At 64.4% G+C, this 13,713-nt stretch carries 15 protein-coding genes; 11 read left to right on the top strand and 4 right to left on the bottom strand.

Annotated elements, in window-relative coordinates; all coding sequences use genetic code 11:
• Nucleotides 1–16: 16 nt before the first annotated feature.
• Nucleotides 17–589 (bottom strand): phage tail protein, encoded by a 573-nt coding sequence (locus HW932_RS11485; protein WP_222932333.1) that lies wholly within the window; start codon nt 587–589, stop codon nt 17–19.
• Between the two features lie 19 nt (nt 590–608).
• A complete protein-coding gene (locus tag HW932_RS11480) occupies nt 609–1,271 on the bottom strand; it encodes an outer membrane protein (RefSeq protein ID WP_176976633.1) in 663 nt (220 codons plus the stop codon).
• 186 nt (nt 1,272–1,457) lie between these two features.
• Here HW932_RS11480 and HW932_RS11475 point away from each other — a divergent pair, with 186 nt between their 5' ends.
• From HW932_RS11475 to HW932_RS11430, 10 genes are all read left to right on the top strand, one after another.
• Nucleotides 1,458–2,036, top strand: a complete 579-nt coding sequence (locus HW932_RS11475; RefSeq protein WP_176976632.1) for a phage tail protein — start codon at nt 1,458–1,460, stop codon at nt 2,034–2,036.
• An 8-nt stretch (nt 2,037–2,044) separates the two neighbouring features.
• Nucleotides 2,045–3,265, top strand: a complete 1,221-nt coding sequence (gene serB / locus HW932_RS11470) for a phosphoserine phosphatase SerB (protein WP_176976631.1) — start codon at nt 2,045–2,047, stop codon at nt 3,263–3,265.
• Nucleotides 3,266–3,291: 26 nt separating this feature from the next.
• A complete protein-coding gene (locus HW932_RS11465; RefSeq protein WP_176976630.1) occupies nt 3,292–4,332 on the top strand; it encodes an ATP-grasp domain-containing protein in 1,041 nt (346 codons plus the stop codon).
• Nucleotides 4,329–5,495 carry a phosphoribosyltransferase domain-containing protein gene (locus HW932_RS11460; protein WP_343047342.1) on the top strand — a complete coding sequence of 389 codons (1,167 nt, stop codon included), beginning with the start codon at nt 4,329–4,331 and terminating at the stop codon, nt 5,493–5,495. The genes HW932_RS11465 and HW932_RS11460 overlap by 4 nt, the downstream gene beginning before the upstream one ends.
• A 41-nt stretch (nt 5,496–5,536) precedes the next feature.
• A complete protein-coding gene (locus HW932_RS11455) occupies nt 5,537–6,112 on the top strand; it encodes a TerD family protein (protein ID WP_176976629.1) in 576 nt (191 codons plus the stop codon).
• A complete protein-coding gene (locus HW932_RS11450; protein ID WP_176976628.1) occupies nt 6,112–7,308 on the top strand; it encodes a TerD family protein in 1,197 nt (398 codons plus the stop codon). Before HW932_RS11455 ends, HW932_RS11450 begins: the two co-directional genes overlap by 1 nt.
• Nucleotides 7,309–7,361: 53 nt before the next feature.
• Nucleotides 7,362–7,817, top strand: coding sequence for a tellurite resistance TerB family protein (locus tag HW932_RS11445; RefSeq protein ID WP_176976627.1), 456 nt, complete (start codon nt 7,362–7,364; stop codon nt 7,815–7,817).
• A 2-nt stretch (nt 7,818–7,819) separates the two neighbouring features.
• Entirely contained in the window at nt 7,820–8,578 is a 759-nt protein-coding gene (locus HW932_RS11440; RefSeq protein WP_176976626.1) for an HAD family hydrolase, read from the top strand.
• Nucleotides 8,579–8,665: 87 nt separating this feature from the next.
• Nucleotides 8,666–9,775 (top strand): cysteine protease StiP family protein, encoded by a 1,110-nt coding sequence (locus HW932_RS11435; RefSeq protein ID WP_176976625.1) that lies wholly within the window; start codon nt 8,666–8,668, stop codon nt 9,773–9,775.
• Entirely contained in the window at nt 9,768–10,643 is an 876-nt protein-coding gene (locus HW932_RS11430; RefSeq protein ID WP_176976624.1) for an HpcH/HpaI aldolase/citrate lyase family protein, read from the top strand. Before HW932_RS11435 ends, HW932_RS11430 begins: the two co-directional genes overlap by 8 nt.
• On the opposite strand, the gene HW932_RS11425 is transcribed toward HW932_RS11430, so the two are convergent.
• Both HW932_RS11425 and HW932_RS11420 read right to left on the bottom strand, forming a co-directional pair.
• Complete coding sequence (locus HW932_RS11425; protein WP_176976623.1) at nt 10,640–11,341, bottom strand: response regulator; 702 nt, start codon at nt 11,339–11,341, stop codon at nt 10,640–10,642. The genes HW932_RS11430 and HW932_RS11425 overlap by 4 nt on opposite strands.
• Nucleotides 11,342–11,387: 46 nt before the next feature.
• Entirely contained in the window at nt 11,388–12,863 is a 1,476-nt protein-coding gene (locus HW932_RS11420; protein ID WP_176976622.1) for an ATP-binding protein, read from the bottom strand.
• Between the two features lie 251 nt (nt 12,864–13,114).
• Here HW932_RS11420 and HW932_RS11415 point away from each other — a divergent pair, with 251 nt between their 5' ends.
• Nucleotides 13,115–13,537, top strand: a complete 423-nt coding sequence (locus tag HW932_RS11415) for a hypothetical protein (RefSeq protein WP_176976621.1) — start codon at nt 13,115–13,117, stop codon at nt 13,535–13,537.
• The last annotated feature ends 176 nt before the right edge of the window (nt 13,538–13,713 follow it).

Genomic DNA, 13,713 nt, shown 5'->3' with positions numbered 1-13,713 from the left:
CAGGCTTGAGACGATCTCAGGGGCGTGGTGGATAATAGCCCTGCAACGCGATGCAGTAACGCATCCCAAGATAGGGATCGCGGATGGAGACCGGCTGATTCGCGCCGGTCAGTGCCACTGAGACACGTGAGGCCGTAACGCTCGCGGCGCTTCCGCCATCCTTGGCGCCGTGGGGATCCTGTGCCATGTCGATCACGACATCGGTCGCCGTGACGGAGGTCGTCGTGCCGGGTAATTGGCTTGGGGTGAGAGTCACCGTTTCCGCGCCTCCCTGGCTGGCGAGTTCGATCCAATTCGCCAGTCCCGGCCCCTGACCGACATGCACTGGCGTGCGTCCGCGCAGATCGGGTAGCGCAAAATTACTGCGGCCATCGCCGCCATAGTAGTTGCCGAGGAGAGAGAACAGGGCGGTATTTTGCGAGATCGGCAGTAGCTGTCCGTTCGCCTCGGCATACCCCTGAGGGCAGAACCCGAAGGCGACGATACAGACTGAGCCGATGTAGGACTCGCTACTGCAAGCCAGTGCCGGCATCGCGGGCGTCAAGCCCAGGAGCGTGGCGAGAAGGGTCTTTCCGGCGTGTTTGAACATGGGGAATGCGCCCTCGATATCAGAATCGATAAGAAATAGCCGCTCGCATCGTATGTGCCGAGAGGTCGACCTCGCCGTCGTAGGAGCCATCGCCGCGCAGTCGGTAATCCTGGCTGCCATAGTTGTCGTAGAGATATTCGAGTCGCAGTGACAGCCGATCCATGACGACACGCTCGACGCCGGCGCCCAGTGTCCAGCCGACATGGCTCGATTCGTCCTCACCCCAGCCGGGGTCGACATCGTTCACGGTCAAGTTGGCCATGGCCAGACCGCCGGCGACATAGAACAGCATCCGGTCCGAGGCCAGACCGAAACGCAGGCGCGCATGGCTGTTGAAGTCGAGTTTGAAGGCTGAATAATTGTTATGCAGCGCACCGCGATCAGCCTTGGCGCTGACATCGGCGAAGCCCAGATCGACCTCGATGCCATAGACCAGATCGCCTGTCTGAAGGTTGTAGCCGGCAAGCAAGCCGCCGTTGAATCCATCGATGTCGGCATCGCGGGCGTAGACAGGCTCGTGGCGCTCGCTGTAATCGGCGCTTCCCCACATCGGCCCGAGATGCGCGCCCACATAGGCGCCGCTCCAATCGACAGTCGCGCCTTGGGCGCCGACTGTTTGAGCCGAATTCAGGATGAGAAGTGAGCCGCACACAAGGCCGGCAATGGTTCTACTGATCGTCATCGATGTCTCCCGAAGTGATGGGTCTTGACTGTGCAAAACGCATCCTAGCGCGCCACCATCGAATCGGAAAGCGCCAGTGTCGGCGGTTTGACAAGCCATGACCGCGCGACGAAGAATGGCGAGTCGAAGCGATCCAGGCTCGGATCGGTGTTCCTGCCCTCATTCATACTGACTCGGAGACTCGTCATGTCTAGGCTGACTGCAAAGACACTCGCTCTGGCACTGGCCGGGGCACTGGCCGCGCCGCCGCTGCTGGCTTGTCCCGATAGTTACAGCGATGCCTACATTGGGTCGGTCTGCATTCTTGCATCAACCTACTGTCCCGATGGCTATGCAGAGGCTAATGGACAACGACTGAACATCAGGGGCAACGAAGCCCTCTTTTCGCTGCTTGGCTGTACCTACGGCGGCGACTGTACTGCAATGTTCGCCCTTCCCGATCTTCGCAGCCGCGCGCCGGTGCATATCGGCCAGGGGCCGGGACTCAACCGTATCGACCAAGGGCAGATGGGAGGCGCCGAAACGGTGATCCTCACCTCAAGCCAGTTGCCCGGCACGACCGCAACAGTCTCCGCCACCGATGTCGTGATCGAGACGGCGCTGAACTCTCATGGCGCCAAGGATAGCGACGGTGCGAGCGTCATGGCCTCCCAGGTTTCGGTCGCGCAGAGTGGCGGCAATCAGCCCGTTTCCATCCGCGATCCCTATCTTGGAGTACGCTACTGCATTGCGTTGCGCGGTATCTATCCATCGCGGCCTTGGTAAACCGTGCGATGAGCGAAATCGTCCTGATCAACGTCACCGGTGAGGATCGTCCCGGCATCACAGCGGCCCTGACCGCCATCCTTGCTCGCTATGATGTGCCGATCCTCGACATCGGCCAGTCGACCATCCACAACGCTCTGGCGCTGGGTCTGATGGTCGAGCTGCCCCGGACGGGGAGTGACTGCGGGGTGTTCAAGGAACTGCTGTTCAGCGCCCATACCCTGGGGCTCGACATCCGTTTTACGCCGATCGCGGCCGATGACTACGAAGGCTGGGTGCACGAGCAGGGCCAGCCGCGCCATATCCTGACCCTGGTCGGACGCGAGATCGAGGCCGAGCACATCGCCCGTGTCTCGGCCGTGGTCGCCGAGCGCGGTCTGAACGTCGACCGCATCGCGCGTCTGACCGGGCGCATCTCGCGGCGCGAGCGTCTGCCGGCGGCGCTGGCCTCGGTGGAGCTCTCGGTGCGCGGCGCCGTGCCCGACCTGACCGAGCTGCATGGCGCCCTGCTGGCGCTCGGGCGGGTGCTGGACGTCGACATCTCGGTCCAGGAGGACGACATCTTCCGCCGCAACCGGCGGCTGGTGTGCTTCGACATGGATTCGACCCTCATCCAAACCGAGGTCATCGACGAGCTGGCGGCGGCGGCGGGCGTGGGCGCCGAGGTCGCGGCCATCACCGAGGCAGCGATGCGCGGCGAGTTGGACTTCAAGGAGAGTTTTCGCCGACGCATGGCGTTGCTCAAGGGACTGGACGAATCCGTACTGGCCGGAATCGCCGAGCGTCTGCCGATCACCGAGGGCGCCGACCGGCTCATCGCCACGCTCAAGCGGCTCGGTTACAAGGTCGCGATCCTCTCCGGCGGCTTCACCTATTTCGCCGAGCATCTGCAACGGCGATTCGGCATCGACTACGTTCACGCCAACCGGCTCGAATTCAGAGACGGCAAGCTCACAGGGGAGGTCAGCGGCGAGATCGTCGACGGCGCGCGCAAGGCCGAACTGTTGCGCGAGATCGCCGCGCGCGAGGGTATCCGGTTGGAGCAGGTGATCGCGGTCGGCGACGGCGCCAATGACCTGCCGATGCTGGCCATCGCCGGACTCGGTATTGCCTTCCACGCCAAGCCCATCGTCACCGAACAGGCGCGCCACGCCATCGCCACGGTCGGACTCGACGCCATCCTCTATCTGCTCGGTATGCGCGACCGGGACGTCGAGGCGTTGGCGTGATGAGTGACCCCGCTCGAAGGAGGCGTATGACCCGCGTCTGGTTCAACCGCACTTTCTCGAACGTCCGCGCCGTCCTCGACCTCATCCGTCGGGGCGACGCGGCGGGCGAGTTCCATCTGGTCTGCACCCACCCCGAGCCGAGCTTTCCGGGCTTCGTGCCGGCGCACGAGCACGCCCTGGAGCCGGCCGGGCTGAGCGGTGCGGACTATGTCGACTTCTGTGTGGATTTCTGCCGCGAGCGCCACATCGACGTGCTCTGGCCTGGCAAGGAGGCGCGGCTGCTGGCCGAGCAGCGCGAGCGCTTCGCCGCCATCGGTGTGCAACTGCTGTCGGTGGCCGCACCCGAGTCTCTGGAGCGTTTGCACGACAAGGCACGCTTCTCGCTCGAAGCGAGCCGGTTCCACATCCCCACGCCCGAGACCATCCCCTTTCGCACGGCGGCGGAGTTCGAGTCGGCCTACGAGCGACTGCGCTTCACCCATGAGGTGCTGTGCATCAAGCCGGCCAAGGGGGTGAACGGCACCGGCTTTCGCGTCATCCGGGAGGGACACGCGGGACTCGATGGTCTGGCGCATGATGGGCTCTACAGTATCCAGCTCGGCTGTCTGCGCCAGCTTCTCGCGCGCACCCCGCCCGATGAGACCTGGCTGCTGATGGAATATCTCGCGGGCGATGAATACAGCCTGGATGCCGTCGGCGATGGCCGGCGCCTGATCGCCCTGACCCAACGGCGCAAGGCCGCAGGCGGCGCCTATGGTCAGCAGATCGTCGCGCGACCTGACCTGACCCAGGCGGCGTCCGAACTGACCGAGCGCTTTGGTCTGACCGGACTCTTCAACGTCCAGTTTCGCGAGGGGCCTCATGGCCCGCGTCTGCTGGAGGTCAACCCGCGTTTCGCCGGCGGTATCGGCTACACGGGCGCGGCCGGACTCAATCTGCCCTATCTGGCGCTGTGTGGCCTGATCCGGGGGTTCACCGATCAGGACTATCAGGACGCTCCAAGGCTGGCGCCCGAAATGACGGTCCTGGAGGTCGCACAGTACGAACGCCATGAGGTCGCCGCGTGACCAAGAAGGATGTCGTCGATCTGACCGAGCGCGCGGTCAGACTGGACACGGGCACGTTGCGCGTGCGGGTCCATGAGTCGGCCTTCGAGTTGGATGAGTTGTGCGGATTCGCCGCGCGTCACAATCGCAAGCGCGGCTTTCTGTTCCTGAGCAAGGTGCTCGGCAAGCATTGGCCGGTCACGCCGACGCGGATGCTTGAGATCCATGCCCATCTGGCCGGCCGGCTCGACCTGGGCGCCGGCCCCTGTCTGTTCGTCGCCATGGCCGAGACCGCGACCGGGCTGGGGCAGGGCGTATTCGAGTCGGTGCTCGAGCAGCGGCCCGAGACCGAGGCGCTCTTCATCCATTCGACCCGCTACCGGATCGACGGGCGCACGGCGCTCGACTTCCAGGAGGCGCATTGTCACGCGCCCGACCAGTTGCTCTATGCCCCGACCCGGCCCGAGTTACGAGCGCGCTTCGAGTCGGCGCGCGAGCTGGTACTGATCGACGACGAGATCAGCACCGGCAATACCCTATGCAATCTGGTCGAGTCCTATCGACGCCTCAATCCTAAAATCGAGCGCATCCACTTCGTCGCCATCACTCAGTTCGGCGGCGCCGACAGCGCGGCGCGTTTCTCCGCACGCTTGGGATTGCCGGTCGAGTGCGTGGCCGCGCTGCATGGTGAATTCGCCTTCGAGCCGGCCGCGTCCTGGTCCACCGACGAGCCGCCGTCCGCCGTCGGCGACAACCGACGTGCACCACACCAGCTTGCTGAGGATCTGGGCCGGTTCGGCATCGAACAGTCGATCCACGTGCCGCACGCCGATCTGGAGCATCTGTCCGAGGGCCTGCAAGCGGGCGATTCGATCCTGGTTCTGGGTACCGGCGAGTTCATGCATCTCGCTTTCCGCGTCGGGCTGGGGCTGGAAGCACTGGGCTTCAGGGTCGCGGTCCAGGCCACCAGTCGCTCGCCGATCCTGCTCGGCGCCGATGTTGGGTCTCGGCGCGTCTTCGCGGATAATTACGGCGAAGGGATCCGTAACTATCTCTACAATGTCGACCCCGGCGACTATGCGCGGATCATCGTCTGTCACGAAACCCCGCGTGCGGGACTCGACGACCTGTTGCAAAACCTGGGGCCGCGTCATCGGTCCTATAGCGTTGCGTCTACCGAATAGGACGCGATTCGACTACTGACCACTCTGAAAGGAGCTAAGCCATGGCCATCAGTCTGAACAAAGGCGGCAACGTCAACCTGAGCAAGGAAGCGCCCAATCTGGAGAACGTGCTCGTGGGTCTGGGTTGGGACGCACGCGCCACCGATGGGCAGGATTTCGACCTGGACGCCAGCCTGTTCATGGTCAAGGACGACGGCAAGGTGCCGAGCGATGCCTATTTCATCTTCTACAACCAGCCGAAGTCGCCCGAGGGGGCCATTGAGCACACAGGCGACAATCGCACCGGTGCGGGCGAGGGCGATGATGAGTCGGTCCATGTCACGCTGTCTAAGGTGCCTGCCGAGGTGCAGCGTCTGGTGATCGTGGTCACGATCCATGATGCCGACGCGCGGCGGCAGAACTTCGGTCAGGTCAGCAACGCCTTCGTGCGCATCGTCAACCGTGACAACAATCAAGAGGTCGTGCGCTTCGATCTGTCCGAGGACTATTCGACCGAGACGGCCATGATCTTCGGCGAGATCTACCGCCATAGCGGCGACTGGAAGTTCCGCGCCGTGGGGCAGGGCTATTCCGGTGGTTTGCGTGCGCTGGCGTTGCAACATGGAGTCAATGTCTGATGAACCTCTCGCGCGGACAGCGCGCCAAGATCGCGGATCTGATTCCGAATGGTCAGCGCTTCACGCTGGGCGTGTCGATCGACGCGCCCGGCCTGATCCTCGATTTCGCCTGTTTCGGGCTGGATGCTGGGGGTCGGCTCGCCGATGAGCGCTACATGACCTTCTTCAACCAGCCGACCTCGCCCTGCGGCGGGGTGGCGCTGTCGGTGCCGGCGGGCGACAGGGCCGGTTTCGCGGTCGATCTCGGGCGGTTGCCGACGAGCATCGAGCGCCTGACCGTCACCGTAGCGATCGACGGCGCGGGAACCATGTCGCGGATCGGTCGCGGGCATGTGCGCTTCATGGACGGGACGAGCGAGGCCGGTTGCTTCGAGTTCAGCGGCGCGGATTTCGCCGAGGAACGCGCGCTCATGCTGCTGGAGATCTATCGCAAGGACGGCGTCTGGCGTACCTGTGCGCTTGGCCAGGGCTTCAACGGCGGACTGGCGGCGCTGGTCGCGCACTTCGGCGGCACCGTGGCGACCGAGACCCAGGCCGCCCCGCCGCCGCCCGCGCCGCCCAAGCTTCAGCCGTCGCCGGTCAATCTCAGCAAGATCACGCTGGAGAAGCGCGGCAACTCGGTCTCGCTGCAGAAGCAGTTCAACGCCGCGCATGGCGAGATCCTGATCAATCTCAAATGGCGTTCGGTCTCCGGGGCCAAGAAGGGGTTCCTGAGCGGACTCATGGGCAACAACCGCACCGATCTCGACGTCGGTTGTCTCTACGAGCTGGCCAATGGCGACAAGAGCGCGGTTCAGGCGCTGGGCAACACCTTCGGCGACTATTACCGTGCGCCCTATATCGCCCTGGACGCCGACGATCGCACCGGCTCCAGCGCCGGCGGCGAGAATCTGCGTATCAACGGCGAACATTGGGATCAGATCAAGCGCGTGCTGGTCTATGCCTTCATCTACGAGGGTGCGCCCAACTGGGCCGAGGCCGAGGCGCTCATCACGCTCAAGACGCCGGGCCAGCCGGAGATCGAGGTGCGGCTCGACTCACACCGCAACGACCGGCCCATGTGCGCCATCGCGCTTCTGGAGAACCAGGGCGGCGCCGTCAAGATCACCAAGCTGGTCGACTACCATCGCGGTCATCTGGACATGGATCAGGCCCATCATTGGGGACTGGATTGGGTTCGGGGCAGCAAGGATTGACGCATTTAGACTTTCTGTTTTCGTATCGACATCGACATCACAGGTGACACACCATGGCCTTCCAAGACTTTTTGAACAACCTCAAGCAGAAAGCCTCCGACCTCAAGACCGAGGTCATGAAGTTCAAGAACAAGGACTTCCTGAACGCCGCCGTCAGCGGTTCGGTGCTCATCTCCATGGCCGACGGCCATGTCTCCTCCGACGAGAAGCAGAAGATGATGCGCTTCATCGAGAACTACGAAGCGCTGTCGGTCTTCTCCGGCAAGGACATCATCGAGTCGTTCCAGAACATCATGACCCAGATCGAGTTCGACAAGGATCTGGGCGAGGCCAAGGCCTATGAGGCCATCCGCAAGATGAAGGGCAACGACGAGGGCGCGCGTCTGATCGTGCGTCTGGCCATCGCCATCGGCGGCGCGGACGGCAACTTCGACGACAACGAGAAGCGCGTCGCCCGCAAGCTGGCCATGGAACTGGGTCTGAACCCGGCCGACTTCGAGCTGGCCTGAACGTGCGCCGACTGGTCTTCCTGGATCTGGACGACACCCTGTTCCAGAGCCACCGCAAGTGTCCGAGCGAAGAAGCGTTACGTCCGACCGCCTATCTGGCCGATGGTCGCGCCCATTCGTTCATGACGGCACGCCAGCGCTCGCTGTGGCAACTGCTGGACGACCAGTCGACGCTCATCCCCACCACGGCGCGGGATCACGACGCCCTGCGCCGGGTGGATCTGCCGTTCGCGAGCTGGCGCATCATCGACTATGGCGGTGTCATCCTGAACCCGGACGGCGAACCCGACAGCGACTGGATGGCGCGCATGGAGACGCAGTCGCATGATTCGCTCGACGAACTCAACGCCCTGCTGGATCGGATGCTGAGCTTCGCCGCCCATGAGCGTCTGGCGATCCATGCGCGGTTCATCACCGATTTCGGCGTGCATTTCTATCTGGTCGCCAAGTATCGCGACGAGCGCGCGTCTGATCTCGACCGGCTGCAAGACGAGCTGGTCGTTCCCTGGGCCGCCGAGCGCTCCCAGACCTATCGACTGCATCGCAACGGCAACAATCTGGCGATCCTCCCGCGCTGGCTCGGCAAGGAATGGGCGGTGCAGCATCTGATCGCGCACCTGGGGCGCGACTGGGGCGAGCTGCTGACCATCGGCATCGGCGACAGCCTGATCGATGGGGCCTTCATGGCCGAATGCGACTACGCCATCACACCGCGCGGCTCGCAGTTGTTCGAGGCCACCCTGTCGCGTGTCCTGATCTGAGTCCAACGCTCGGACAGACACCACGCCACCGCCGGACGGACCGGCGGCTCATGCTCGACCAGCGCTCACATCACCGACTGTCATATCATGAACGAAAGACTTGGCTCAGCGCCCTTCTCGGGAAGCTATCGTCCGGGTGACGTGCAGTTCCTGCTCAAGCCGATCGAGATCGACCCCATCGACGTGGCCGAGAAGGAGCGCCTCATCCAGAGCGGACGGCGTCACTACAGCGAGATGCTCAGTCGCGAGTCGCTGCCCTCGGCGCGTTATCTGGAGGTCTTCCAGCGCGCGCTGGCCATGGGACTGAGGCCGATGGCCCAGGGCGTGCTCGATCTGGCGGCGATCATCGCGGCGCGGCGTCCGGGCGAGATCACCCTGGTCTCGCTGGCGCGCGCCGGAACACCGGTCGGCGTGGCGCTCAAGCATGTGCTGCGCGAGATCTTCGGGCGCGCGTCTGAGCACTATTCGATCTCGATCATCCGCGACCGGGGGATCGATCGCAATGCGCTGCGCTTCATCCTCGATCGGGCCGGGCGCGATCCGGCGGGGCTGGTGTTCGTCGACGGCTGGACCGGCAAGGGCGTGATTGCGCGTGAACTGCGCCGCGCGCTCGACGACTTCGAGCGCGACCATGGCGTGCGTCTGGATGCCGACCTCCATGCGCTCACCGATCTGGCGGGCGTCGGCATCGCCCCATCGGACACCGACTATCTGATCCCATCGAGCATTCTGAACGCGACCATGTCGGGACTCGTCAGCCGTTCCATCCTCAATGAACACATCGGCCCGGACGACTTCCACGGCTGCGTCTACTATCACGAATTCACGTCTGCCGATCGCTCGGTGTGGTTCATCGAAGAGCTGCTCAGTGCCGCGCGCGAATTGCTCGCCAAGGGCTATGAACCAAACGCCCAGCCGGTCGATCCGAGTCTGGCGCGCGCCCGCTCGACGGCGCTGCTCGCCGACATCCGCGTGACATTCGGAATCCAGAACGAGAACTTCATCAAGCCCGGCATCGGCGAGGCCACGCGCGTGCTGTTGCGTCGCGTGCCCGAGCGCGTCATCATCCGCGACCCAGAGGCCCCGGAGGTCGCGCATCTCCTGGAGCTGGCGCATGAGAAGAATGTACGCCGGCAGGTCGACCCGACCCTGCCTTACCAGGCCGTTTCGCTCATCAAGGGGGTGATCGATGCTTGACGCCTATCGTCTCGGCGGATCGCTCTATGTGCCCGTGACCCATCGCGATGTGCTGAGCATCGCCAATGGACTCAAATGGCCCGAACTGCGCTCGGTCATTTTCTGCACCGAGGACGCGGTCGCACCGAGCGCGCTCGAATCCGGGCTGGCCAATCTGCGCGACTGTCTGGACGCGATGGAGCCGCGTCCGTCGCTGCTCCGGTTCGTGCGGGTGCGCAATCCCGAGATCCTCGACTGGCTGCTGGCGCTGCCGGGGATCGACAAGCTCGACGGCTTCGTGCTGCCCAAGTTCGACCTGAGCAACGCCGATCGCTATCTGGAGCCGCTCATCGATGACGCCGCGCATCTGTACATGCCGACGCTGGAGACGCGCGACGTCTTCGAGCCGGCGCGCATGATCGCCCTGCGTGATCATCTGCTCGAACGCGGCTATCGCGAGCGCATCCTGGCACTGCGCATCGGCGGCAACGATCTGCTGTCCCTGCTCGGCATCCGCCGTCCGCGCGACCGCACCATCTACCGCACGCCCCTGGGTCAGACCATCGCCCAGCTCGTGACCTGCTTCAAACCCTACGGCTTCCAGCTCACCGCGCCGGTCTTCGAGCACATCGACCATCCCGAGATCCTGCACGAAGAGCTGAGCGACGACATCGCCCACGGTCTCTGCGGCAAGACCGCCATCCACCCGAGCCAGTTGCCGCTGATCGAGGCGAGCTTTCGGGTGGCGCCGAACGATCTGGAGGCCGCGCGGCGCATCCTGGAGGAGTCGGAGCAGGCCGTCTTCAAGTTCGGCGGTTCCATGTGCGAACTGGCCACGCACAGCACCTGGGCGCGCCACATCCTCGACCGTACCGCGCTCGATTCCTAATCGCTGTCGGCGGGCAGCTCGTAGCGGTAGCCCACACCATAGACGGAGTGGATGAGTTCCTGCTCGGGCAGCAGTTCGGCGAGCTTACGCCGGAGCTTCTTGACATGGCTGTCGATGGTGCGATCCGAGACGACCCGGTGGTCGCGATAGATACGGTCCATGAGCCGATCGCGCGAGAAGATGCGTCCAGGCGCACCGTGCAGGGTTTCGAGCAGGGCGAACTCGACGGCGGTCAGTTCGATCTCGTCGGCACCCGCGCGCACCCGCAGTTCATCGCGATGCAGATGCAGCGGGCCTGGATCGGCCGCCGGCGGCTCGGGCGCCAGCGTGCGCCTGAGCACCGCCTTGACCCTCGCCACCAGCTCGCGCGGACTGTAGGGCTTGCAGACATAGTCGTCGGCGCCGAGTTCGAGTCCGAGCAGCCGGTCGATCTCCTCGACCCGCGCCGTGGTCATGATGATCGGCACCTGACTCTCGGCGCGGATCTCGCGGCAGATGTCCAGTCCATCCTTTCCGGGCAGCATCAGATCCAGCAGGATCAGATCCGGGCGTTCGCGCCGCACCCAGGCGACGACGCCTGTGCCCTCGGCCAGATGCTCGACGCGGTGTCCGGCCGCTCGCAGATAGTCCGCTACCAGCCGCGCGAGCCGTTCCTCGTCCTCGACGATCAGGATGTGCGCTGTCTCTGTCGTGCTCATGCAATGATTTCCTCGCAGGGTCAGCCCCTGTCAAAACCGCTCGGTGTCAGGCGGACTTGCCCGAGACCGGCAAGGTCACGCGAATCCACAGGCCGCCCTGAGGCGCGGCCTCTGCCGCGATGGTGCCGCCATGCGCCTCGACGACGTTGCGGGCGATGGCCAGCCCCAGCCCGGCCCCGCCCGTATTCCGACTGCGCGACCCCTCGACCCGATAGAGCCGCTCGAAGAGCCGAGACAAGTCTTCAGCCGGCACACCGGGTGCGCTGTCCTGAAAATCGATGACGAGCCGTCCGGCCTCGCGCCACAATCGAATGTACAGCCCGCCGCCCGGATCCGTGTATTTACGGCTGTTGCCCAGCAGATTGCGAAAGAGCTGCGAGAGCCGCTGGGCGTCGGCCTGGATCAGCATGGGTTCGTGCAGTGCGTCGTCGAACTCCAGCGTCAGCCCCGCCTCCTGGAACGCCCGCTCGAAGGCGTCGACGTCGGCGCCGAGGATCTCGGAGACGTCGCAGGCGGCGAAACGATAGCCGAGCGCGCCCATGTCGGTGGTGGTCAGCTCGTAGAGGTCGTCGACCAAGCGCCCGAGACGCAGGATATCGCCATGCAGGGCATCGAGCGCGGCGCGATCGAAGGGGCGCACGCCATCCTGGAGCGCTTCCAGTTCGGCGCGCAGCAGGGCAATCGGCGTGCGCAGTTCGTGCGAGATGTCGGCCGCCCAACGACGACGCGCCTGTTCGTTGCGCTCCAGTGCGGCGGCCAGGGCATTGATGTCCTGCCCCAGACGCGCCAGCTCGTCGCCGCCATGCGCAGGCACACGCGCGCTGAAATCGCCGGCCGCCAGCCGTCGTGCCACGTCCTGGAAGTCGCGTACCGGACGCACCAGCCGACTGGAGAGCGGATAGGCGAGGGCGGCGGCGAGCAGCAGCATGGCCAGGGCGATGATCCAGAGCCGGTCGCCCAGGGTGCTGCGAAAGCGCAGCTCGGCCGATTCCGGCACGGGCGAGCCAGGTAGTAGCGCCAGCTCGCCGATCCGCCGACCGTCCACCTCCACCGGATAACGACGGCTGTCGACAAGCAGCTCGGAACGCCCATAGAGGATGTCGCCCTGCGCATCGAGCAACATCAGCCGTAGTTCCAGCGGGGCCGGGCGCTCGTGCTGGCGCAACCGATCGAGCCAGCGCTGAGGCGGCCAGGCACGCGGATCGGAGCCGGCCTCGCGCATCCAGGACGGCCCGCGTTCCGGGCGCTCGGGTCGCGGCTCGCGCCAGGGGTCATGCCGCCCGTTCAGGGCGTAGAACCATAGACGCCGATCCTCGATCAGCGCCCGCCACGAGCTTTCGCGCTGATGGATGTCGACCAGCCGTTCGATCACGCGCGCGATACGCTCCTGTTCACGCGCGTCGGCGAACTCGACCAGTCCACGCTGAAACGACCACTGGACGAAGGCATGGGATCCCGCCAGCACGACCATGCAGGCGAGCAGCAGTGTCAGGAAGACCTTGGAATGGATCGACAGGCGCATGGGACGATGTTGGCGGTTCAGCTTGCAAGAAAGATGGATGCCGTTCAGGCGCCGTCGGCATGAATGCCAGGACGGCACCGCGCGCGATACCGTGACAAGCCCGGCAGCGAGCAATACAATCCCCTGAATCTTGTGGGCAAAACACCGCTTCAGCGCTTCCACACCCATGGCCTCGTCTCCAGGCCGCCGCCGCGACGATGCGCCAAGGCTCCTTACGTTGATCCGAATCTTAAAATAGAGAGGAATTGCACGTGAAGTTTGCGGCTAAAAGAACCTGGCCCGATAAGGCCACCACCTGGGAGCATGAAGGCGAAGCCGACGGCGCGGAGTCCTTTGCGTCGGAATTCGCGACACTCGAACAGCTGGCGGTCGATACCGAATTCGTCGTCATGTGCAAGGATGGGGATGGACAGGGGGTTCGGTTCTTCCGCGTCGCCGCCACGGCGCCCTATCGCCTGGAACCCGCCGAAGCGCGCACCTCGACCACGGCGGATGCCGGCTCCGCCGGCCAGGAGCCGGAGGGCGGCGAGGACGACTCCGAACCCGTGGGACTGCCCAATCTCAGCCCCGTCATCTCGATGCTCTTCTATATGGGAAAGGTGGCCTTCATCGCCACCGCCGGCATCGCCCTCATGGCCCTCATCATCACCTACCTCCGAAAGTTCCTCGAATGAGCGATCCGCTGTAAAACAGACTTGACATCTGTCGGTGTCAAGCTAAGATGACACCCAGGATCTCGATGGGTCCTAAAGATTTCGAGTCCGAGAAGTTGGACATGGCGTGCATCCGGCGGTCAGCGATTCGGTGATACGGCTCGGGTGCGAATGGCGACATCACATATCCAGAGTAT

Origin of the sequence: Allochromatium humboldtianum, assembly GCF_013385175.1 — a bacterium.
GTDB classification, from domain to species: Bacteria; Pseudomonadota; Gammaproteobacteria; order Chromatiales; family Chromatiaceae; genus Thermochromatium; species Thermochromatium humboldtianum.
The sequence above is the reverse complement of the archived record's forward strand: the minus strand, read 5'-3'. Positions and strand labels throughout refer to the sequence as shown.

Excerpts from the sequence above, each read along its gene's own strand:
- HW932_RS11485 (WP_222932333.1), bottom strand. The coding sequence starts at position 589 with ATGTTCAAACACGCCGGAAAGACCCTTCTCGCCACGCTCCTGGGCTTG.
- HW932_RS11480 (WP_176976633.1), bottom strand. The coding sequence starts at position 1,271 with ATGACGATCAGTAGAACCATTGCCGGCCTTGTGTGCGGCTCACTTCTC.
- HW932_RS11475 (WP_176976632.1), top strand. The coding sequence starts at position 1,458 with ATGTCTAGGCTGACTGCAAAGACACTCGCTCTGGCACTGGCCGGGGCA.
- serB (WP_176976631.1), top strand. The coding sequence starts at position 2,045 with ATGAGCGAAATCGTCCTGATCAACGTCACCGGTGAGGATCGTCCCGGC.
- HW932_RS11465 (WP_176976630.1), top strand. The coding sequence starts at position 3,292 with ATGACCCGCGTCTGGTTCAACCGCACTTTCTCGAACGTCCGCGCCGTC.
- HW932_RS11455 (WP_176976629.1), top strand. The coding sequence starts at position 5,537 with ATGGCCATCAGTCTGAACAAAGGCGGCAACGTCAACCTGAGCAAGGAA.
- HW932_RS11450 (WP_176976628.1), top strand. The coding sequence starts at position 6,112 with ATGAACCTCTCGCGCGGACAGCGCGCCAAGATCGCGGATCTGATTCCG.
- HW932_RS11445 (WP_176976627.1), top strand. The coding sequence starts at position 7,362 with ATGGCCTTCCAAGACTTTTTGAACAACCTCAAGCAGAAAGCCTCCGAC.
- HW932_RS11435 (WP_176976625.1), top strand. The coding sequence starts at position 8,666 with ATGAACGAAAGACTTGGCTCAGCGCCCTTCTCGGGAAGCTATCGTCCG.
- HW932_RS11430 (WP_176976624.1), top strand. The coding sequence starts at position 9,768 with ATGCTTGACGCCTATCGTCTCGGCGGATCGCTCTATGTGCCCGTGACC.
- HW932_RS11425 (WP_176976623.1), bottom strand. The coding sequence starts at position 11,341 with ATGAGCACGACAGAGACAGCGCACATCCTGATCGTCGAGGACGAGGAA.
- HW932_RS11420 (WP_176976622.1), bottom strand. The coding sequence starts at position 12,863 with ATGCGCCTGTCGATCCATTCCAAGGTCTTCCTGACACTGCTGCTCGCC.